General features: G+C 57.8%; 20 protein-coding genes. 12 read left to right on the forward strand and 8 right to left on the reverse strand.

What is annotated here, in order from left to right:
* Nucleotide 1: 1 nt before the first annotated feature.
* The 3 genes from ACTQY1_RS01130 to ACTQY1_RS01140 all read right to left on the reverse strand — a co-directional run bounded on the left by ACTQY1_RS01130 (nt 2) and on the right by ACTQY1_RS01140 (nt 3,599).
* Nucleotides 2-1,909: a sigma-54-dependent Fis family transcriptional regulator gene (locus tag ACTQY1_RS01130; protein WP_022487910.1), complete on the reverse strand. Its 1,908-nt coding sequence runs from the start codon at nt 1,907-1,909 to the stop codon at nt 2-4.
* Nucleotides 1,910-1,930: 21 nt separating this feature from the next.
* Entirely contained in the window at nt 1,931-2,629 is a 699-nt protein-coding gene (locus ACTQY1_RS01135) for a C40 family peptidase (RefSeq protein ID WP_022487909.1), read from the reverse strand.
* Between the two features lie 61 nt (nt 2,630-2,690).
* Nucleotides 2,691-3,599 carry a radical SAM protein gene (locus ACTQY1_RS01140; RefSeq protein WP_022487908.1) on the reverse strand — a complete coding sequence of 303 codons (909 nt, stop codon included), beginning with the start codon at nt 3,597-3,599 and terminating at the stop codon, nt 2,691-2,693.
* A 323-nt stretch (nt 3,600-3,922) separates the two neighbouring features.
* Here ACTQY1_RS01140 and rsxC point away from each other — a divergent pair, with 323 nt between their 5' ends.
* The 12 genes from rsxC to amrS all read left to right on the forward strand — a co-directional run bounded on the left by rsxC (nt 3,923) and on the right by amrS (nt 13,914).
* Nucleotides 3,923-5,266 carry an electron transport complex subunit RsxC gene (gene rsxC, locus ACTQY1_RS01145; protein WP_154488452.1) on the forward strand — a complete coding sequence of 448 codons (1,344 nt, stop codon included), beginning with the start codon at nt 3,923-3,925 and terminating at the stop codon, nt 5,264-5,266.
* A gap of 26 nt (nt 5,267-5,292) precedes the next feature.
* A complete protein-coding gene (locus tag ACTQY1_RS01150; RefSeq protein WP_154488451.1) occupies nt 5,293-6,327 on the forward strand; it encodes an RnfABCDGE type electron transport complex subunit D in 1,035 nt (344 codons plus the stop codon).
* Nucleotides 6,324-6,893, forward strand: a complete 570-nt coding sequence (locus ACTQY1_RS01155) for an RnfABCDGE type electron transport complex subunit G (protein ID WP_022487905.1) — start codon at nt 6,324-6,326, stop codon at nt 6,891-6,893. Before ACTQY1_RS01150 ends, ACTQY1_RS01155 begins: the two co-directional genes overlap by 4 nt.
* Before the next feature lie 5 nt (nt 6,894-6,898).
* The gene (locus ACTQY1_RS01160) at nt 6,899-7,495 is read left to right on the forward strand and encodes an RnfABCDGE type electron transport complex subunit E (RefSeq protein WP_022487904.1); all 597 of its coding nucleotides are present in this window, start codon (nt 6,899-6,901) and stop codon (nt 7,493-7,495) included.
* Nucleotides 7,488-8,063, forward strand: a complete 576-nt coding sequence (locus tag ACTQY1_RS01165; protein WP_012937509.1) for an electron transport complex protein RnfA — start codon at nt 7,488-7,490, stop codon at nt 8,061-8,063. Before ACTQY1_RS01160 ends, ACTQY1_RS01165 begins: the two co-directional genes overlap by 8 nt.
* 17 nt (nt 8,064-8,080) lie before the next feature.
* Nucleotides 8,081-8,998: an RnfABCDGE type electron transport complex subunit B gene (locus tag ACTQY1_RS01170; protein WP_022487903.1), complete on the forward strand. Its 918-nt coding sequence runs from the start codon at nt 8,081-8,083 to the stop codon at nt 8,996-8,998.
* A gap of 14 nt (nt 8,999-9,012) precedes the next feature.
* Nucleotides 9,013-10,014, forward strand: coding sequence for an FAD:protein FMN transferase (locus ACTQY1_RS01175; protein WP_441373731.1), 1,002 nt, complete (start codon nt 9,013-9,015; stop codon nt 10,012-10,014).
* Nucleotides 10,015-10,023: 9 nt separating this feature from the next.
* Nucleotides 10,024-10,401, forward strand: a complete 378-nt coding sequence (locus tag ACTQY1_RS01180; RefSeq protein WP_022487901.1) for a NusG domain II-containing protein — start codon at nt 10,024-10,026, stop codon at nt 10,399-10,401.
* Complete coding sequence (locus ACTQY1_RS01185; RefSeq protein WP_022487900.1) at nt 10,382-10,909, forward strand: Gx transporter family protein; 528 nt, start codon at nt 10,382-10,384, stop codon at nt 10,907-10,909. Before ACTQY1_RS01180 ends, ACTQY1_RS01185 begins: the two co-directional genes overlap by 20 nt.
* A 58-nt stretch (nt 10,910-10,967) precedes the next feature.
* The gene (locus tag ACTQY1_RS01190) at nt 10,968-11,615 is read left to right on the forward strand and encodes a uracil-DNA glycosylase (protein WP_302157392.1); all 648 of its coding nucleotides are present in this window, start codon (nt 10,968-10,970) and stop codon (nt 11,613-11,615) included.
* Between the two features lie 62 nt (nt 11,616-11,677).
* Nucleotides 11,678-13,075 carry an AmmeMemoRadiSam system protein A gene (amrA, locus tag ACTQY1_RS01195; protein ID WP_022487898.1) on the forward strand — a complete coding sequence of 466 codons (1,398 nt, stop codon included), beginning with the start codon at nt 11,678-11,680 and terminating at the stop codon, nt 13,073-13,075.
* Nucleotides 13,072-13,914 carry an AmmeMemoRadiSam system radical SAM enzyme gene (gene amrS / locus ACTQY1_RS01200; RefSeq protein ID WP_441368827.1) on the forward strand — a complete coding sequence of 281 codons (843 nt, stop codon included), beginning with the start codon at nt 13,072-13,074 and terminating at the stop codon, nt 13,912-13,914. Before amrA ends, amrS begins: the two co-directional genes overlap by 4 nt.
* A gap of 286 nt (nt 13,915-14,200) precedes the next feature.
* Here amrS and ACTQY1_RS01205 read toward each other — a convergent pair whose 3' ends face one another.
* From ACTQY1_RS01205 to ACTQY1_RS01225, 5 genes are all read right to left on the reverse strand, one after another.
* Nucleotides 14,201-14,569, reverse strand: a complete 369-nt coding sequence (locus ACTQY1_RS01205; RefSeq protein WP_022487896.1) for a hypothetical protein — start codon at nt 14,567-14,569, stop codon at nt 14,201-14,203.
* A 13-nt stretch (nt 14,570-14,582) separates the two neighbouring features.
* A complete protein-coding gene (locus ACTQY1_RS01210) occupies nt 14,583-15,371 on the reverse strand; it encodes a hypothetical protein (RefSeq protein ID WP_022487895.1) in 789 nt (262 codons plus the stop codon).
* Between the two features lie 43 nt (nt 15,372-15,414).
* On the reverse strand, nt 15,415-16,851 hold the full coding sequence (locus ACTQY1_RS01215; RefSeq protein ID WP_441368828.1) for a sensor histidine kinase: 1,437 nt from the start codon (nt 16,849-16,851) through the stop codon (nt 15,415-15,417).
* A complete protein-coding gene (locus ACTQY1_RS01220) occupies nt 16,835-17,509 on the reverse strand; it encodes a response regulator transcription factor (protein WP_022487893.1) in 675 nt (224 codons plus the stop codon). The genes ACTQY1_RS01215 and ACTQY1_RS01220 overlap by 17 nt, the downstream gene beginning before the upstream one ends.
* An 826-nt stretch (nt 17,510-18,335) precedes the next feature.
* Entirely contained in the window at nt 18,336-19,658 is a 1,323-nt protein-coding gene (locus ACTQY1_RS01225; protein ID WP_022487892.1) for a CitMHS family transporter, read from the reverse strand.
* Nucleotides 19,659-19,704 lie beyond the last annotated feature (46 nt).

Below are 19,704 nucleotides of genomic sequence, written 5' to 3' on the forward strand. Positions count from 1 at the left end.
TTTATTTCTCTTTCTTTCCCCGATTCTTCTTCTCTTCCGGTCCCAGGTTGAATTTCTTCAGGTACCGGTACAGGGTCACCCGGCTTACGTCCAGCATCAGGGCCAGTTTGCTGATATTGCCCCCGGCGGCTTTCCAGGCGGCCACAAAGGCATCCTTGTCGTGCTTCCAGGATTTTTCAATCCGGTGTTCTCCCGGCAGTTTGATGTGGGAGGCTTCGATGACGCTTCCGGAGGTGTGGAAGAAGGCTTGTTCGATGACCCCCTGGAGCTGTTTGATGTTACCGGGCCACTGGCAGCTGTTCAGCAGCTGGAGGGCTTCCTTGGACAGGGTCTTGCCAGGCATGTTGTGCCGGGCGGCCATTTCCGTCAGGATGTGGTTGGCGATCACTTCCACGTCTTCCACCCGCTCCCGCAGAGGCGGTACCCGGATCACCGTCCCGATCACCTGCTCATACAGGTTCCGGGAAAACAGTCCCTTGTCGGTCAGCCGTTTCAGGTTGGAATCGCAGGCGGCGATCACCCGCACATTGTATTTCCGGCGGGTGCCGGTTTCCCAGTTCAGGACCCCGTTCTTCAGGGCGTCCGCCAGGGCATCTTCCAGTTTGGTGGGGAATTTTTCAATTTCGTCCAGGAACAGGGTGCCTCCGTTGGCCAGTTCCAGGGCCCCGGCGGTTACATGGCCGGCTCCGTCGTCGCTGCCGAAGAATTCCGCTTCCAGTTCCGCTTCGGACCCGTCATGGCCCCGTACGGTAATGAGCGGTGCCGCCGCTCTGGGGCTGGCCTGATGGATCCCGTGGGCCAGGCGCTGTTTGCCGGTACCCGGTTCCCCCTGGAGCAGCAGGTTGTTGTCCCCCCGGGCCACCCGGGCGGCCTTGTGCTGGAGGGCCAGGAACTCGCTGGAATTCCCCACCATGCTGTACAGACTGTACCGGGAGCTGTACCCGGTGGCATGGGCGATGGTGGTCTTCAGGTCTTCAATGGCCATGGTGATGATCACCACACTGTCCACCTTCCCCCCGGTCTTCACCGGCAGTACGCTGGTCACATCTTCATAGGTCCGGTCCTGGGTGATCCAGGTGATTTCCTTCCGGATGGTGCTCTTCCCGGACAGCCCTTTCTGGATGGGGATGTGCTCATAGTTCAGGAACACTTCATCCAGCCGGTCCTTCCCTTCCATCCGCTTCCGGCCATTGCTGTTGGCATACCGCAGGGTTCCGTCCGGGTTCACCCAGTAGACGGAGGCGGGGATCTCTTCGGAGATCAGGCCGCAGACCTTCCAGTAGGCCAGCATGGTCAGGAAGTTCTCCACGGAATATTTCATGGTCATGAGCAGGCTCAGCAGGATGTCATAGGGCAGATCGTTCTGGTCCAGGGAGAACAGGGACAGGATGTACCGGCCCTGGCCGGCCACATCGATGGGAGCCGAGCAGGCATCCCCGGAATGGCTTTCCCGGATCCACATTTCCGGGCCGAACATCAGGAAGGGCACATTGTGGCTCCGGGCCACACAGATGCTGGAAGTACCCACATCCTCCTCCAGGACCCGCATGCCCTGGATATCCTCGATGCTCCGCTGGAAAAAGGGCAGGGCATAGTTCTTCAGTACATACCCGTCCTCATCCACCAGCAGCATGCTCAGGTTGTGAGAATTGAAATACTGTTTGTTCTGTTCAAAGAGCCCGTCCACATACTTCACCACATCCTCATGGACTTCCAGGGCCTTTTCCAGCTCCTGGGGCGACAGGCGCACCCCGTTGGACGGCATGGTCTCATGGTTCAGTTTCCGTGCTTCGCACCGGCGCCAGGACTCCGCTACCCACGGATGGACGTTGGGGTCTATAATGCCCTCCTCCACGAATTTGTTGTAGTAGCTGGTCAGTTTTTCCTTATTGCGTCGTTCCCTAATCATCGATTTACCCCCTGATTCGCTTTAGCGATATGATTTGTGCACCGGGACCAGGACCCGTTTTGCACCGTAATATCTGGATTTCCAGTAATCGTCGGACAGACTGCACAACCGTACCCCCCGGGAGGAGGTGGCATTCCAGAACAACCCGTTCCCGGCATAGATCCCCACATGGGATGCCCCGGGCTCGTAGGTGGAGAAGAACACCAGGTCCCCGGGCTTCAGCTGCCGCTGGGTCACAAAGAGGCCCTTCTCGAACTGCAGGTCCGCCGTCCGGGGCAGCTGGGCCTTGTGCTGCCGGAACACGTACTGGACATAGCCGGAGCAGTCAAAAGCCCGTGGAGTGGTCCCTCCGAAGCTGTAGGGAACCCCCTTGTACCGGGAGGCGGTCCGGACCACATCCTCTCCCTTCACCCCGTGGATCCCCTCTTTTTCAAAGGCGGCCTCCTGAATCCGAAAATAGGTGGTGTCGTCCACTTTCCCGGTGGCCGGCAGTTTGTGTTCCTTCTGGAAGTTCCGGACCTGGGTTTCCAGTTCCCGGGTGTATTTCCCCGTCTGGGGGGTCTTCATGCCGATGGCGTTCAGTTTGATCTGCACCGTTTTGACTTTCCAGCCTTTGTCCCCCACCTTCAGAGGAGCCGCCCGATGGGCAGCCGCACCTGCCGAAAGGGGCAGAGCCAGTACAGCCAGGACCAGCGCTGTAACGAGCTTATGCAGTTTCATAGTGGTGCCTCTTTTCTTGTAACCGGAAAAATCCCTTCAGAATATCAGAAATGATACACTCTCAATACTCCATATTAGTATAAACTTCCCAATCCGTCAATTTTGAAAGTTTCTCCATGGAAACTTCCAGCTCCCGGAGCAGCCGGTCCCGGTCCTGGGGCAGGGTTCCGGCCAGGGGCACGTAGTTGGAAATGTGGTTGCTCCGGAACAGGGTGTGGTTCCCGGGCCGGATCTCCACATGTTCCAGCATGGTATGGACTTCCCGGGCCAGTCCCGCCGGAGACAGCAGTTCGAATTCCCCGGCTTCGAACTGCCGGAGCATCTCCGTTCCCTTGTACAGCCGCAGGGTCAGCACGCTGAGCATGTTGGGCTGGATGGCAGTGACGGCTTTGCCGGTTTCCACAGCATGGCGTTCGCTGCCGTCTTTGCCTCCCAGACCGGCGATTACCATCATGGACAGCTTCATGCCGCAGCGGACCACTTTCTGGCCGGCAGCAACGGCTTCTTCCCCGGTAACCCCTTTTTTGATCCGGGCCAGCAGCTCCGTGTCCCCGGTTTCCAGGCCGAAATACAGCATCTTCAGGCCCGCTTCCTGGAGCCGGATCATGTCCTCATCGCTTTTCCGCAGGATGTCCCGGGGACCGGCGTAGGACGTGACCCGCTGGAGGTTGGGGAAGGTCCGGTAGAGCACTTCCAGGATCTTCAGCAGCTTTTCCGTAGGGAGCACCAGGGCATCCCCGTCCGCCAGGAAGATCCGCTTCACCTGGTTCCGGGCATACTGGGCCGCCAGGGCGATCTGCCGGGAGATCTCCTCGTCCGGGCATACAGTGAACTGCACGTCCTTGTACATGGCACAGAAGGTGCAGGTGTTGTGGGCGCAGCCCCGGGTCACCCGCAGGATGAAGCTGTTGGCTTCGCTGGGGGGACGGAACACCGGCGTATCATAATCATCGAAATAAAGTCCAAACATGGGTATTTCCTCCAGAGTTTTAAAAAATCGCTTCCTAAAATATATATGGCTATATAGACAGTGTTTTCACAAGATTTTTTCAATTCTTTCAGCTGTACAAAAATCCACCTGCCACGCTCATTATTATAAACTATTTTACAATTTTCTGCATGAGTTTTTGTAAACTTTTTGAGAAGAAAAATTTTGCGTAATTTTTTTCATCTTCTCTTGACAGGCCTCTTTCACCCCTTGTTTTTTGCGATTTAACAATATATAATTTTTACTTGAAGTTGACACATGAAAGGTTAGAGGTGAACTGAATGTCTGCACAAGAAGCAAGTTTCATGGGCGGTGTAGAAGTACCCCCCAGCAAGTCCTTGACCGACAAAGTGGCCATCGAAAGATGCCCGGCTCCGGACGTGGTGTACATTCCGCTTTCCCAGCACATTGGTGCTCCGGCCAAGCCGGTGGTAAAACCAGGGGATAAGGTCACGATCGGACAGGTGATTGGTGAAGCAGGCGGTTTCGTCAGCACCAACATCCATGCCAGCGTCAGCGGCATGGTCATGAAACTGGAGAATCGGTATATGCCCAACGGCATGATTTCCCAGTGCGTGGTCATCAAAAATGATGGCCAGGACACCCTGTGCGAGGATATCAAACCCCGCAGCGAGGAAGAAATCACCCCGGATCTGATCCGTCAGGTCCTGCGGGAAAAAGGGATCGCCGGCATGGGCGGCGCCACCTTCCCTACGGCAGTGAAGTATGCTCCTCCCAAGGAAGGCCACTGCCCCATCGACACGATCCTGCTGAACGGGATCGAATGCGAACCCTTCGTCACGGCTGACCACCGTACCCTGCTGGAATACGCCGACGAAATCATCCAGGGCCTGAAGTACTTCATGCTGGCCTCCGGCGCTGCCAAAGGCGTCATCGGCATCGAAGACAACAAGCCTGACGCCATCGAACTGATGCAGAAGAAAGTGGCCGGGGAAGCCAACATCGAAGTCTGCGTCTGCAAGGAAAAGTACCCTCAGGGTTCTGAAAAACACCTGATCTATGCCGCTACCGGCCGTACGGTCCCTGACCGGGGTCTGCCTGCGGATGTAGGGGTGATCGTGGACAACGTGGGCACTGCGGTGGCAGCCTGCCGGGCCGTCAAGAACAACATCCCCCTGTACGAAAGAGTCGTAACCATCAGCGGTGACGGCGTAAAGAAACCGGGGAACTATATCGTCCGTCTGGGGACCCTCTACAGCGACGCTGTGGAAAAAGCCGCCGGCGGTCTGGAAGGGGCTCCCGGAAAGATCATTTCCGGCGGGATGATGATGGGCTTTGCCGTCAACTCCCTGGACTACCCCATCACCAAGGGTTCCAGCGGTCTCCTGATCTTCAATTCCAACTCTCCTTTTGCCCAATATCATGAACCGGATCCCTGCGTGCACTGCGCCCGCTGCGTGGATGCCTGCCCCATGAAGCTGGAACCCACGGAAATCGTCCAGGCTGTGAAGAAACAGAACTGGGATGATGCGGAACGGTTCTTCTGCCATGCCTGCATCGAATGCGGATCCTGTGCTTTCGTATGCCCTGCCCACATTCCTCTGGTGCAGTACATCCGGATGGGCAAGCAATTTATCAGAGGGAAAGGTGACGGCGGTCACAACCCCTTCTATAAATTCGACAAATAATTTCGCGAAAGGACTGGATATTGATTATGGAACCTATTAAAGAACCGAAACCGCTGGTTCTCGTTTCCTCGTCTCCCCACATGCACTGTGGGCTCACCATCAGCAAGTCCATGCGGGAAGTCATCCTGGCACTGGTACCGGCTGTCCTGGCTTCTGTCTATTATTTCCGCGTGGATGCGGTCCGGGTGATCGTATGCTGCGTGCTTTCTGCCATTATTTTTGAAAAACTGGCCAACAAGGTTATGGGCGTGAAGAAGGACACCATCAAAGACGGCTCTGCTGCTCTGACCGGTCTCCTGCTGGCCCTGTGCCTGCCTGCTTCCCTGCCCAGCTACATGGCTGTCCTGGGGGGCATGTTCGCTGTTGTGATCGGCAAAGCCATTTTCGGCGGCTTGGGCAAGAACATCTTCAACCCGGCCCATATCGGCCGTGCCATCCTGCTGGCTTCTTTCCCCCAGCAGATGACCACCTGGGTCATCCCCGCCACCAAAGCGGCTGCCGTAACAGCTACCACCGCCGGGGCTGACGCCACCACTGCCGCCACTCCGCTGGCCGTAATGCGGATGACGGAAAAAGTATGGCAGGCCGGCGGTGCCGCCGCCTCCCAGCTGCCTTCCCTGTCCGACCTGTTCATCGGCAACGTGGGCGGCTCCCTGGGTGAAACCTGCGTCCCTGCACTGGTCCTGGGCGGCCTGTACCTGATCTGGAAAAAGCTCATCGACTGGCGGATCCCTGCCTTCTATCTGGGCACGGTGGTTGTGATCACCGGGATCTATGGGGCTGTGATGGGTTATCCCTCCACTTTCCCTCTGTACCATCTGTTCGCCGGCGGCCTGATGATCGGTGCTTTCTTCATGGCCACTGACTGGGTCACCTCCCCCATCACCAAAAAAGGCAAGATCATCTATGCCATCGGTCTGGGCGTCCTGACTTCCCTGATCCGTCTGCGGGGCAGCTACACGGAAGGCGTGTGCTATTCCATCCTGATGATGAACATGGTCACTCCCATGATTGACCGGTTCGTTCGGAACGTATCCTTCGGAGGAGGTCAGAAAAAATGAGCAACCTCTTTGTGAAATATACCGGCATCCTGGCAATCATCTGCGGCGTCAGCGTAGGTCTTGTGGCCGCCGCCCATGAAGGGACCAAGGATACCATTGCCAAGAAACATGAAGCCGATACCCGGGCCGCCTACAAGGTGGTGCTGCCCGATCTGGGCAATCTGAAAAAGCTGCCGGCTCCCGGCGGACTGATCACTGATGTACAGCAGTCCTCCAAGAACGGCAAGCCCAACGGCTACATCTACACCGTGACCCCCAGCGGGTACGGCGGAAAAGTGACCCTGATGGTGGGCATCTCCAAAGATGGGGACAAAATCACCGGGATCAAAGTCATGAACCACAGTGAAACCCCTGGCCTGGGCGCCAAGAGCACGGAACCTGCCTGGCAGGCCCAGTTCAAGGGCAAACCCCTGAAGGATGCCCTGGCGGTCACCAAACAGGAACCTGGCAAGCCCAATGAAATCAAGGCCATCACTGCGGCAACCATCACTTCCAGAGCTGTGGTCACCGGCGTCAATGCCGCCCGGGAAGACTACATGAAGAATCATGCCAATGGAAAGGACTGATCGAGATGCTGCATGAATTGACCAAAGGTATCATCAAGGAAAACCCACTGTTCGTCCAGCTGCTGGGTGTATGTCCGTCGCTGGCCACCAGTACTTCCATGACCAACGCCATCGGTATGGGCTGTGCCTTTACCTTCGTGCTGGTTTTCACCAACATGATCATCGCTGCCATCCGGAAACTGATTCCGGACCAGATCCATATTCCCTGCTACATCGTGGTTATCGCTTCCGTGGTAACTGTGCTGGAAATGCTGATGAACGCTTTCGTACCGGCGCTGTACGCAGCCCTGGGCGTATTCGTTCCTCTGATCGTGGTTAACTGTATCGTTCTGGGCCGTGCAGAAGCCTTCGCCTGCGACCACGGCGTGATCGAATCCGCCCTGGACGCCATCGGCATGGGCATCGGCTTCACCTTCGCTCTGAGCTGCATCGCCTTCTTCCGGGAACTGATCGGTTCCGGCAAACTGCTGGACCACGCCGTTCTCCCTGCTGCTTATCAGCCGGTACTGATTTTCATCCTGCCGGCCGGAGCCTTCCTGACCATGGGCTTTGTATTCGCCACAGTCAACTACTTCAAAGAAAGAGGTGCTCACAATGCATAGTACTTTCGGCATTCTCTTCAGCTCCATTTTCGTTTCCAACATCATTTTGTCCCGGTTCCTGGGAATGTGCTCCTTCCTGGGGGTTTCCAAGAACTTCAAGAACTCCGTGGGCATGAGCGCCGCCGTATCCTTCGTTATGCTGCTGTCCACCATGCTGTCCTACGCCTGCTATCATCTGCTCCTGGTGCCCTACCACCTGGAATACCTGAAGACCCTGGTCTTCATTCTGGCCATCGCCACCCTGGTACAGCTGGTTGAAATGTTTATGAAAAAGGCCATGCCCTCCCTGCACAAGGCCATGGGTATCTACCTGCCTCTGATCACCACCAACTGCGCCATCCTGGGGATTGCGCTGATCAACGTGGAAAGCAACTACAGCTTCCTGGATTCCTGTGTGAACTCCATCGGTACGTCCATCGGTTACACCATGGCCATCCTGCTGTTCTCCTGCATCCGTGAACGTCTGGACGAAAAGGCTCTGCCCAAATGCCTCCAGAACCTTCCCATTGCCTTGATCACCGCCAGCTGCATGTCCATTTCCATGATGGGGATGAGCGGCATCCATTGAGTTAGGAGCTGAAAATTATGATTACAACTGCTGTGATTCTGGTCGCAGTGCTGGGCGGCGTATTCGGCCTGGTACTGGCTACGGCCAGCAAGAAATTTGCCGTTGAAGAAGATCCCCGGATCGGGGAGATCACCAACCTGCTGCCCGGCGCCAACTGCGGCGGGTGCGGGTTTGCCGGCTGCGGGGCCATGGCTGACGCCATTGTTTCCGGTCAGGAAAAAGACGCCACCAAATGCGTGGTCTGCAGCGCGGAAAACAAAAAAGCCATTGCCGCCATCATGGGGGTGGAATCCAACGATGACGAAAACGCCGTCCGCAGCATCCCCCGTCTCCACTGCAACGGCTGCACCGCCAACCGGACCCCTGTGGCCAACCGGGAAGGCATCAAGAACTGCTATGTGAAGGCTGCCAACGCCGGCGGCCCCGGCCAGTGCAACTTCGGCTGCTTCGGGGACGGTGCCTGTGTGGACGCCTGCAACTTCGGCGCCCTGAAAATCGGGAAAAACGGCCTGCCTGAATTCGACTACAACAAATGCGTCAGCTGCGGTGCCTGCTCCAAGGCCTGCCCTCAGCTGCTGATCGAAATGATCCCGGCCAACGAAAAAGTCCTGGTACAGTGCAACAACCGGGAAAAAGGCAAAGCCGCCATGACCGACTGCAAGGTGTCCTGCATCAGCTGCGGCATGTGCGTACGGAACTGCCCACAGAAATGCATTACCCTGGAAGATACGCCCAACGGCAGCATCCCGGTCATTGACTACACCAAGTGCGATGGCTGCGGCATCTGCGTACAGAAATGTCCGCGGAAGTGCCTGGTTGACATCGTACCGGTAGAAGGCGATCCGGAGGCCCCCAAGAAGGCCGAACCCACCGGCTGTGCCTGCTGCGCCATGGCCGCTCAGTGCCCTTCCGCCCAGGCCCAAAAGCAGGAATAATGCAGGGAGCCTTCATGAAAAAACTGTTAGCATCGCTTCTGGTTTTCAGCAGCCTGACTTGTGCAGGCTGCTTTTTTCAAACCGAAAAACAGGAAGACACCCAGTTCATGATGGACACCATCGTCACCATCACCACCACCGGGAACAACACCGACGGTCTGAAGGCAGCCACCAATGACGCCTTCCATCTGTTCCAGACCATTGCCAACCAGACGGACCCCTATACGCAACAGGGGCCGGAAGACCTGTACGCCGTGAACCAGAGTGCCGGCCAGGGCCCCCACAAGGCCTCCCCCTATCTCATGGACATCCTGAGCCAGGTCCGGCCCATGGGGAACCGGGATCTGGATCTGACCCTGGGTCCGGTGATCCAGGTGTGGAATGCCCACAAGGAAACCAAGACCGTCCCCAGTGAGGGAGAAATCGCCCAGGCTCTGGCCAAAACCGGCCCTGAGAAGTATACTGTAGACACAGCCGCCAATACGGTGACCCTGGCTCCCGGCACCCAGCTGGATCTGGGAGCGGTGGCCAAAGGCTACGCAGTGGAACAGGCCGCGGACCTGTTGAGCCGGGACAAAAGGGTGAAGACCGCTCTCATCAACGCCGGCGGCAACATCAAGGTGCTGGGCACCAAGGAAGACGGCAGCCCCTGGAAGATCGGGGTCCAGGATTCCCGGAATCCCCAAAAGATCATCGGGACCCTGGCGGTGAAGGATGGTACAGCCATTGCCACCAGCGGGGACTACCAGCGGTATTATGAGGTGGACGGAAAACGGTACCACCATATTCTGGATCCCCGAACCGGCTGGCCTGCCTGGCATGCCCGGTCCGTTACCGTGGTCACCCGGTCGGCCTTCTGGGCGGACTACTATTCCACCCTGCTGTTCGTACTGCCGGAAGACCAGGCCATGGCCCTGGTGGAGAACAATCCCAATCTGGAAATGCTCTATGTGGACCTGGACGGGAACACCTACCTGTCTTCCGGTCTGAAAGACATCTATACCCCGGAAAAGTGAGGAGACCCTATGCGCAAGAATGATTTTTGGCTGATCCTGGTGCTGGCGGTGCTGGCCCTGGGAAGCTGGTTCCTGTTCCATTCCCGGACCGCCGACCGGGACAAGGTCCTGGTGGTCCGGAAGGACCAGCAGGTGATCCAGCGGATCGAACTGAAAAAAGTCACCTCGGAAACCAAACTGATTATTCCGGTGGACCATGGGGAACTGGTGGTGGCCTACGACCGGGAAGGGGGCCAGGTGGTGTCCTCTCCCTGCCCGGACCAGGTCTGCGTCCGCCAGGGCAAGATCACCCGGTCCGGCCAGACCATCGCCTGCGTACCGGAAAAAGTCCTGCTGACCCTGACCACTGCTGCAAAGGAAAATGATCATGATGCCATCCTCCGATAAACTGTCCATCCACGAAATCACCCAGCTGGGAGTACTGCTGGCCGCGGCCATCGCCCTCCGTCTGGCGGAAACCAGCCTGGCCTGGCTGCTGCCCCTCCCCGGGGCCCATCTGGGCCTGGCCAATACGGTGACCATCATCGTGCTGTACCTGTACGGACCGGGGAAGACCGCCCTGTTCCTGACCTGCCGGATCCTCCTTACCGGTCTTTTGTTCACCGGCCTTCTGACCCCCGGGTTCCTGATCGGCCTGGGAGGTGCCGCCCTGAGCTTTGGAGGCATGGCCCTGGCCCGGAAGCACCAGTGGTTCTCCACAGTGGGAGTGGGACTCCTGGGAGCCTTCCTCCACAACTGCGGCCAGATTCTGGTGGCCGTGGCCATTATGCGGACCCCGGCCCTGTTCTCCTACCTGCCGGTGCTGATCGCCATCGGCATCCCCACCGGCCTGTTCACCGGCTTTTTGGCCGGGTTCTTCCTGGAGAGGATGAAGGAGAAGGGGTCTGCTGCCTGAGCAGCAGGCCGTTGACCATTGACCACTGACAACCATACAACAAGGAGCATTCAAATCCATGGAACCTGCCACTACCTTTGAGGAACTGAAAAAACAGCTGGAGGACTGTGCCTCCTGCCCCCTCCGCCGGGACTGCCAGGCCCCGGTGGGCTGGTTCGGCAGCCTGGAAAGCCCTCTCATGATCGTGGGCGAAGGCCCGGGCGGAGTGGAGGATGACTACGGCTGTCCTCTCATCGGCCCCAGCGGCCAGCTGCTGGACAAGGCCCTCTGGTCCGTCCGGATCACCCGGGACCGGGTCTACACCACCAACGTGATCAAATGCCGGCCCAAAGGGAACCGGACCCCCACCGTGGAAGAAGGAGCCTTCTGCGCCCGGATCTGGCTGGAACAGGAGATCCGGCTCCTTCGGCCCAAAGTGATCCTGGCCCTGGGCAGTGTGGCTCTCCGGTACTTCAAGGGACCGGAAGCCCGGATCACCCGGGAACGGGGCCAGTGGTTCACCACAGGGGAAGGGCTCCCCTGCCTGGCCACCTTCCATCCCTCCTACCTGCTCCGGCTCACCGGCCAGGCCCAGATCGCCGCCAAATGGGACGTGTTCCACGACCTGGAAGCGGTGAAGGCCAAGGTGGAGGAACAGTGTCCCGGCTACGGCTGGAATTCCGGTGCCCCGGTGCATCTGTTTGAATTGTTTCGGAAAAGAGGCTGAAAAGGCTGCCGCAATGCGGCAGCCTTTTCTGTGCTAAAATAAAGGAAAGAGAGGTGTTTCCTATGACAATCCTTGCTTCTTTTGCGGTCCCCCATCCCCCCATCATCCTGCCGGAAGTGGGCCGGGGGGAGGAGAGAAAAATCGCCGCCACCACCGCTGCCTATGAGGCAGTCATGAAACAGGCGGCGGAGCTCCATTCGGATACCCTGATCATCACCAGTCCCCATGCGGAAATGTACCTGGACTACTTCCACATGGCCCCGGGCCGGAAGGCCCAGGGGAACTTCGCCCAGTTCCGGGCCCCCCAGGTGGAGATTTCCGCAGCCTATGACCAGGAGCTGGCATCCCTGATTGCCGACGAAGCGGAAAAAGCCGGGATCCCGGCGGGTTTTGAAGGGGAACGGAATCCGGACCTGGACCACGGCACTATGATTCCCCTGTATTTCTACCGGAAATACGGCTCCCTGGACCAGGTGAAAGTGGTCCGGATCGGCCTGTCCGGCTTCGGCCCTGATGTCCATTACCTTTTCGGCCGGTGCATCCGGGACGCGGCGGACAAGCTGGGCCGCCGGGCGGTGTTCATCGCCAGCGGGGACCTGTCCCACAAACTGAAGGAGGACGGTCCCTACGGCTATGTGCCGGAAGGTCCCGTCTTCGACCGGCAGTGCACGGAAGCCCTGGGCCAGGGGGACTTTTTCCGGCTCCTGACCCTGGACCACTCCCTGTGCACCCGGGCGGCGGAATGCGGCCTCCGCTCCTTCTGGATCATGGCTGGTGCCTGGGACGGCCGGGACGTGGCCTCCCGTCTCCTGTCCTATGAAGGACCCTTCGGGGTGGGCTACGGAGTGGCTTCCTTCCTGCCCCAGGGACCGGATCCAGCCCGGCAGTTCCTTCCTCCGCTGCTCCAGGCGGAGAAGCAGCAGCGGGAGGACCGGATCGCCCGGGAAGATCCCTATGTGAAGCTGGCCCGGCTGTCCGTGGAAACCTGGGTGAAACACCGGGAAATGGCCTCCCTGCCGGCCCATCTCCCCCCGGAGATGCTCCAGACCCGGGCAGGTGCCTTTGTCTCCCTCCATCTCCATGACCAGCTCCGGGGCTGCATCGGTACCTTTCTGCCCACCCAGGCCAATGTGGCGGAAGAAATCCTCCGGAACGGGATCTCCGCCGCCTCCCGGGATCCCCGGTTCCCGCCGGTACGGCCGGAAGAACTGCCCTTCCTGGAATACAATGTGGATGTGCTCAGCACCCCGGAACCGGTTTCCGGACCTGAAGGGCTGGATCCCCGGAAGTACGGCGTCATTGTAAAAAGTGCCCGGGACGAACGGAGAGGCCTTCTGCTGCCGGATCTGGACGGAGTGGATACAACGGAGGAACAGATTGCCATCGCCCGTCAGAAAGGAAATATAGCGGCCACAGAGCCTGTCCAGCTGTACCGGTTCCAGGTGGTGAGACACAGATGACGGAAACAGACGCCCTGCTCACCTGCCCTCTCTGTCCCCATCACTGCCGGCTGGCCCCGGGGCAGACCGGCTTCTGCCGGGCCCGCTCCAACCGGGACGGACGCATCCTGCCGGACAATTACGGCTTCCTCACTTCCCTGGCCCTGGACCCCATCGAGAAAAAGCCCCTCCGCCGGTTCCATCCCGGCAGCCAGATCCTGTCCCTGGGCAGCTGGGGCTGCAGTCTCCGGTGTCCCTTCTGTCAGAACGCCTCCATTGCCCAGGCCGGACCGGAAACCGCCCGGCTCCGTCTGGATCCGGAGCAGCTGCTGGCCCTGGCCCTGGAATACCGGGAAAAAGCCGGCAGCATCGGAGTGGCCTTTACCTACAACGAGCCCCTGGTGGGCTATGAATATGTCCGGGACTGTGCCCGTCTGCTGAAAGAGTACGGCCTTGCCACGGTCCTGGTGACCAACGGATTTCTGTGCCGGGAGCCCTGGGAAGCCCTGCTTCCCCTGGTGGACGCCGCCAACATCGACCTGAAAGGGTTCACCCCGGAGTTCTACCAGTGGCTCCAGGGGGATCTGGAAACAGTGAAGACCAATATCCGGCTGGCAGTGGAAGCCGGCTGCCATGTGGAAGTGACCACCCTGGTGATCCCGGGGAAAAATGACGGAGAGGAAGACATGGAAAAGGAGGCCCGATGGCTGGCCTCCCTGTCCCCGGATCTCCCCCTCCACATTTCCCGGTACTTCCCCCGCTGGCACCTGGACCTGCCCCCCACCCCGGTGGAAACGGTGTACCATCTGGCCGCTCTGGCCAGGAAATGGCTGAAGTACGTGTATGAGGGGAATTGCTGAAAAAAGGAGGCTGTTGCCTGGGCAACAGCCCCTTTTAGTCGGAAGTCAGGAGTCGGGAGTCGGAAGCCTCAGGAAAGGATCCGCCTGGTTGGACGGATCCTTTCGATTATATAGAACCAGACTCGAAATCGACCTGGGATATCATTTCGTCCAAAGGTTTTGCACATTTAAAAATTTGCCTGCAAATTTATCATTCGGCTCCAGACTTCAGACTCCCGACTTGAGCCGCTATGCGGCTCTATAGCTAGGGAGCTGTTGCACAAAACGCGCAACAGCTCCTTCTTCTTTATCTCCCCCACCCTGCCTTCTGCTGGATGGGCGGACGTTTTTTATCCTGATTCTGCTGACGGTGTCTCCGTTCTTCCTCTTTTCTTCTCCGTATCTCCGCTTCCCGTCTCTTTCTGGCTTCCGCATCCCGTTTCTTCTGGATTTCCTTCTGACGTTTTTCGAAAGCCTTCTGGTTCCCGTTGTCCCGGCGTTCCATCCGGGGGCCCTGGTTGTCCCAGGGGGTGGCGGCTTCGGCTTTGGAGCTTGCCATAGCGCTGGCTCCCAGCACCAGGGTCACCCCCAGCAGGAAGACGCTGGTGATTTTTTTGAAACGGTTCTTCATGGTCTCATAAGGTTTGGCCATGGCATAGGTCACGATTTTCGTCATAATGGTTCCTCCTTCAGTCCAGCAGCTGCTGGATGGGATTCAGTTTATGGACCTGTCCGTGCAGGACCTGTCCGCTTTGGGCATCCACCAGGAACTGGTAGCCCATGCCGTCTTTTTCACACCGGGCCAGATACACCCCCGGGAAAGCATTGGCCGCCTTGGCCATTTCCGGACGGGGCATCCCCGGCTGCCGGGAAGTGGCTCCGGTCCGGCTGTCATTCCGGTTTTCCCTTTCTCCGTTCTGCCCGGGCTGGCCATCCGGACGCTGTCCCTGGACATCCCCCTGGCCGGGACGGCCGTTCTGGCTGCCAGGCTGACCGGGCTGGCCATTCTCTCCTGGCTGACCCTGGCGGTTTTCAGCCTGCCGTCCGGCTCCTTTCCGGTCTTCAGACTGGCGTTTGCCGTCTTTTTTCTCCTGTTTCTTTTCCTTCCTGCTGTCCTTCCGGTGTTCCTTCTTTTCTCCCGGTTTCCGGTCATCCAGAGTAATGCTCTGGAAAGTGATGGAGGAAGGATCCGTTCCCAGGGTGCTGGCAATGCTTTCCTTCACCGCATCAGTGGACACCAGGGTAATATTCTGCTGGGCCGCCATGTTCTGGAGCATCCGGGTCTTGGCCTGGGCTTCCTGGAGCCTGGCTTCCGCCTTGGCCTTGTGCATGGCGAACTTGCCTCCCCCGGCCACAATGGCCAGGGCCACAAGGCACCCGGCGCCTTTCTTCAGCCGCTGAGGGGTGATCTGTTTCCGGCCCCATTGTGCTGCTTCAACCAAACGTGCTTTGCATTGTTCCATTTTTTCCTTTTCCATAACAAACCCTCCTCAGATGGATGCTGTGTTTTCCTTTTGATGGTTACAGTATAGGGGAGGAAGATGAAAAAGGAATGAAAAGCCAGAAGGTGCTTCCCTTTCCCACCTGGCTTTCGGCGCCGGCTTTGCCTTTCATCAGTTTGGCGGCGGCGGCCACGAAGGAAAGCCCCAATCCCAGGCCTGTGTTCTGTTTCTTGTTCCGGGAAGGATCCGCCTGGTACAGCCGGTTCCAGATCTTATCCAGTTCCTCCCGGGGCAGGCCGTTCCCATCATCGGTAATGGAAAGCCGGACGCCTCCCTCGACTTCTTCCAGTCTCACCTGGATCCGGGTCCGGGTGAACTTCAAGGCATTGTCCAGATAGTTGCTGAGGATCCGGTTTAGCAGCGGTTCATCCCCCAGCACCTGAAGATCCGGAGCGATCCGGGCCTCCCACTGGAATTTCCCCGCCTGGGGCAGCTTCTGATAATCCTCCAGGGTCTCCCGGACCAGCCGGCTCAGGTCCACCGGCACCAGTTCCAGATTCTTCCGGTTCCCCAGCCGGGACAGTTCCAGCAGCTGGTTGATCAGCTGGCTCATCCGCCGGGACTGCTGGAAAATATGCTGGAATTCCTCCCGGGCTTCTTCCAGATTGTCCGTATAATCCTTGCCGAATTCGCTTTCCGCCATGATCACCGCCGTGGGAGTCCGCAGTTCGTGGGACACATCGGAAGTGAACCGTTTCTCCCGTTCCAGGAGTTCTTCGATCTGTCCCAGCATCCAGTTGAAGGTCCGGCCCATCTGGTGGATCTCATCCCGGCTGTCGTCCAGGGGGATCCGCTGGGACAGGTCCCCGGTTTCCCCAATGGCCCGGGCCGCCTCGCTGATGGCCCTGACCGGAGCAAAACTCCGTTTGATGATCTTGTAGCCCCCCAGGGTCACCAGGATCAGGAACAGGGGCAGGGCAATCAGCGCCCCCAGCAGCATGGCCTGATGGTACCGGGCATACACCGTATCCGCCAGATAGCCCCGGATGAACCGGCCCGGCCCGTGGTATGTCCCTTTCCGGAATTCCTCCCGATCCGGCCGCAGGGGCAGATCCAGATAATGATAGGGCACCCCATTGATCACCACCGGCTGAGGTCCCCGGCCAAACACGGGCTCCTTCGGATGAGGCGCGTTTTCCGGTTCCGTCCCCTGAAGCAGATTTCCCCGATCGTCCCGTAAGGCCAGATACACATTGTCATCATAGGCCCGGAATTTCCCCCCTTTTTCCATATACCGGTCCCCGGCTTTTTCCACCGCTTTGGTCAGGCTCCGGGTGGCGGTCCGTTTTTCATAATCCGCCCCCATTTTCAGGATCACCCCGGTGAAAAGCAGCAGGATGATGGACAAGAACAGGGTGTACCACAAAGTGACCCGGAGGGAAACCGGGAGACTCTTCAGCTGCTTCCACCTTTTTTGCAGCCAGTGACAGACGGCTGTTTTATACTTTAAGGACATAGCCGGTGCCTCTTACGGTGTGGAGCAGTTTGGGTTCGAAATCTTTGTCGATTTTTTTCCGCAGGGTCTTGATGTACACATCCACCATATTGGAATACCCTTCATAGGAAAAATCCCAGGCGTGTTCCAGGATCTGTTCCCGGGACAGGACCGTCCCCTGGTTCCGCAGGAGATAATCCAGCACGGAGAACTCCTTGGGAGTCAGAGAAATCTCCTGGCCTCCCCGGGTCACCTGATGGGTCCGGGTATCCAGGGTGAGATCCGCCAGGATCAGCTGGGTCCGGGCTGTCTGCTGGGCATTGCTCCGCCGGAGCAGGCTCCGGATCCGGGCCAGCAGCTCATCGAATTCAAAAGGCTTCACCAGGTAGTCATCTCCCCCGGCATCCAGGCCGGTGACCTTGTCCTGGGTGCTGTCCAGGGCCGTCAGGAACAGGACGGGCACCCGGCTGCCCTTTTCCCGGATCTTCTTCACCAGGGTCAGCCCGTCCATTTCCGGCATCATGATATCCACGATCAAAAGATCGTATTCCGCGGCGTCCAGATACTCCAGGGCTTCCTTCCCGTTGAAGGCGCAGTCCACGGAGTAGGCTTCGATCTTCAGCCGTTTGGCGATGATTTTATTCAGCGTGGGTTCATCTTCCACCACAAGGATTTTCATGCAGCATCCCTCCCATACTTCTACATTGTACAGGATAGCAGAGGAAAATGAAAAGCCAGTGAAGGGTGGATCTGCAGAAGAACTCCTATTGATTATAGTTAGTGTAACCTAAAATATTTTCACCAGGTTATAAGCCGCATTTTTCCTTGTTTTTTAACAGAAATAGAGTACAATATCTACAGGGGAGAAACAGTGGCAGAAAAATTTTTAAAAGTTTTTTCGAAAAAAGCTTGCATCCCTAGTGGATGTATGCTAGAATTGCTCCTGTAAGTAAAGACTAACCGCATTGTCTTTATTTTTTTCAAGGCTAATGGTTATGATTTCCTAACCATTAGCCACTCCCCTTGCTTATTGTCTTTGAGGACCTTCCTACCGATGGTCTTCAGCTCATTGTCATAAAGGAAACACCGGGTTGTGTGCCCCGGTGCCTCCACTCCCTCTCTGGGAGGGACCGCCACTCCTCAGGCCCTCCCCAACCGACCCTTTTTTATTGTCAACCTTCAAACAAAAACAGCGGCAGAGAAGCGCAGCTCTGCCGCTGTTTTTGTTGGGGCTGTTGCATGCGCAACAGCCCCTTAGTCGGAAGTCAGGAGTCTGAAGTCGGAAGCCTCAGGACAGGATCCGCCTGGCTGGACGGATCCTTTTGATTATGTAAAACCAGAATCGAATTCAATCTGAGCGACCATTTCGTCTAAAGGTTCTACATATTCAAAAATTTGCCTGCAAATTTAACATTCGGCTTCAGACTTCAGACTCCAGACTTGAGCCGCTATGCGGCTCTACAGCTAAGGGGGTGTTGCACGGAACGTGCGACACCCCCTTTTTTTTACATCTGGAACACACCCATGATCCCGGCAGCAAATACGGTGATGATGCTGAGGATCCACAGATAGGGAGCGGAGAATTTCAGCTGTTCCTTCAGGGATACCCCGGCCATGCCGATCAGCAGCCAGGTGGTGGCGTTGTGAGGAGTCACCATGATGCAGAAGTCTTTCCCGATCAGCATGCTCATGGCAATATCGTGAGCGGCCACCCCGAACTTCTCCGCCACCCCGATGCACAGAGGCATGAAGCCGAAGAAGAAGGAGTCGGTGCCCAGCATCATGCCGAAAGGCACGGACAGGCAGCCCATGACGGTGGCCAGTTTGGGCCCCAGGGCATCCGGCATAATGTAGATCAGGATATTGGCCATGCTCTTCATCATCCCGGTGCCGTTCAGGATCCCCAGGAAGATCCCGGTGGTCAAAAGGATCATGGGAGTCAAAAGAGCCGCGGAAGCATGGCGTTTCACCGCGTTGGCCTGCTCCTTGGCGGAACGGAAGTTGATGATCAGGGCAGCGGCCAGGCCGATCATGAAGGCGCCGTAGAGAGGAATCTTGGTGAAGCACATGAGCAGGATGACCACCAGGGTCACCAGCCAGTTGATCCACACCAGTTTGGGCCGTTTCAGGCTGGGATCAGCCGGCGCATCGTTCCCGGCCATGCTCAGGTCTTCACTGAGTTCCGCAGCCTTCCCGGTGGGGTTCAGGCCGGCGCCCCGTTTCTTTTCCAGGAGGCCCAGGTAAATGCAAAAGGCCAGCACAATGATCAGGCCCACACCCTGGAGAGGCAGCAGTTCATGCCACAGGATGCTGGCATCGGTTTTCAGGATAATGGCAGTACGGGCCACAGGGCCGCCCCAGGGGGTCAGGTTCATGATACTGATGGCGGCGGAAATGATGCAGCACAGCACCACAGGACGGATGTGGAGCTTTTTGTACAGGGGCAGCATGGCAGGGACGGTGATCAGGCAGGTCCCGGCAGTAGTGCCGTCCAGGTGGGCGATGGTGGCGATGATCCCGGTGGCGATGGTGACCAGGACAATGTTGTTCCCGGCTTTCTTGGCCAGGAAGTTCATGAGAGGATCGAACATGCCCACATCATTCATCAAAGCAAAGTAAACAATGGAAAACAGGAACAGGATGGCGGTGGACATGGTGGTGCCCACGCCTTTTTTGATGAAGGCGAATACTTCTGCAGGGGCAAAACCGCAGAGCAGGGCAATGATAATGGGGAATGCCACGAAAATGGGGATGGCATTCATCTTGGAGGAGATCAGACAGTACACGACCAGTCCGATCAGGACGAAACCAGCAATACCTAACAACATGTTGTACTCCTTTCTGCCAGGAAGCAGGAGAAGGAAGGGCCTGTGC

Source organism: Acidaminococcus sp. HCP3S3_G9_1 (assembly GCF_052122455.1).
Classification (GTDB): domain Bacteria; phylum Bacillota; class Negativicutes; order Acidaminococcales; family Acidaminococcaceae; genus Acidaminococcus.

Excerpts from the sequence above, each read along its gene's own strand:
- ACTQY1_RS01170 (WP_022487903.1), top strand. The coding sequence starts at position 8,081 with ATGATTACAACTGCTGTGATTCTGGTCGCAGTGCTGGGCGGCGTATTC.
- ACTQY1_RS01135 (WP_022487909.1), bottom strand. The coding sequence starts at position 2,629 with ATGAAACTGCATAAGCTCGTTACAGCGCTGGTCCTGGCTGTACTGGCT.
- ACTQY1_RS01140 (WP_022487908.1), bottom strand. The coding sequence starts at position 3,599 with ATGTTTGGACTTTATTTCGATGATTATGATACGCCGGTGTTCCGTCCC.
- ACTQY1_RS01150 (WP_154488451.1), top strand. The coding sequence starts at position 5,293 with ATGGAACCTATTAAAGAACCGAAACCGCTGGTTCTCGTTTCCTCGTCT.
- ACTQY1_RS01160 (WP_022487904.1), top strand. The coding sequence starts at position 6,899 with ATGCTGCATGAATTGACCAAAGGTATCATCAAGGAAAACCCACTGTTC.
- ACTQY1_RS01220 (WP_022487893.1), bottom strand. The coding sequence starts at position 17,509 with ATGAAAATCCTTGTGGTGGAAGATGAACCCACGCTGAATAAAATCATC.
- amrA (WP_022487898.1), top strand. The coding sequence starts at position 11,678 with ATGACAATCCTTGCTTCTTTTGCGGTCCCCCATCCCCCCATCATCCTG.
- ACTQY1_RS01210 (WP_022487895.1), bottom strand. The coding sequence starts at position 15,371 with ATGGAAAAGGAAAAAATGGAACAATGCAAAGCACGTTTGGTTGAAGCA.
- ACTQY1_RS01190 (WP_302157392.1), top strand. The coding sequence starts at position 10,968 with ATGGAACCTGCCACTACCTTTGAGGAACTGAAAAAACAGCTGGAGGAC.
- ACTQY1_RS01205 (WP_022487896.1), bottom strand. The coding sequence starts at position 14,569 with ATGACGAAAATCGTGACCTATGCCATGGCCAAACCTTATGAGACCATG.
- ACTQY1_RS01130 (WP_022487910.1), bottom strand. The coding sequence starts at position 1,909 with ATGATTAGGGAACGACGCAATAAGGAAAAACTGACCAGCTACTACAAC.
- amrS (WP_441368827.1), top strand. The coding sequence starts at position 13,072 with ATGACGGAAACAGACGCCCTGCTCACCTGCCCTCTCTGTCCCCATCAC.
- ACTQY1_RS01215 (WP_441368828.1), bottom strand. The coding sequence starts at position 16,851 with ATGTCCTTAAAGTATAAAACAGCCGTCTGTCACTGGCTGCAAAAAAGG.
- ACTQY1_RS01180 (WP_022487901.1), top strand. The coding sequence starts at position 10,024 with ATGCGCAAGAATGATTTTTGGCTGATCCTGGTGCTGGCGGTGCTGGCC.
- ACTQY1_RS01155 (WP_022487905.1), top strand. The coding sequence starts at position 6,324 with ATGAGCAACCTCTTTGTGAAATATACCGGCATCCTGGCAATCATCTGC.
- ACTQY1_RS01225 (WP_022487892.1), bottom strand. The coding sequence starts at position 19,658 with ATGTTGTTAGGTATTGCTGGTTTCGTCCTGATCGGACTGGTCGTGTAC.
- rsxC (WP_154488452.1), top strand. The coding sequence starts at position 3,923 with ATGGGCGGTGTAGAAGTACCCCCCAGCAAGTCCTTGACCGACAAAGTG.
- ACTQY1_RS01165 (WP_012937509.1), top strand. The coding sequence starts at position 7,488 with ATGCATAGTACTTTCGGCATTCTCTTCAGCTCCATTTTCGTTTCCAAC.
- ACTQY1_RS01185 (WP_022487900.1), top strand. The coding sequence starts at position 10,382 with ATGATGCCATCCTCCGATAAACTGTCCATCCACGAAATCACCCAGCTG.
- ACTQY1_RS01175 (WP_441373731.1), top strand. The coding sequence starts at position 9,013 with ATGAAAAAACTGTTAGCATCGCTTCTGGTTTTCAGCAGCCTGACTTGT.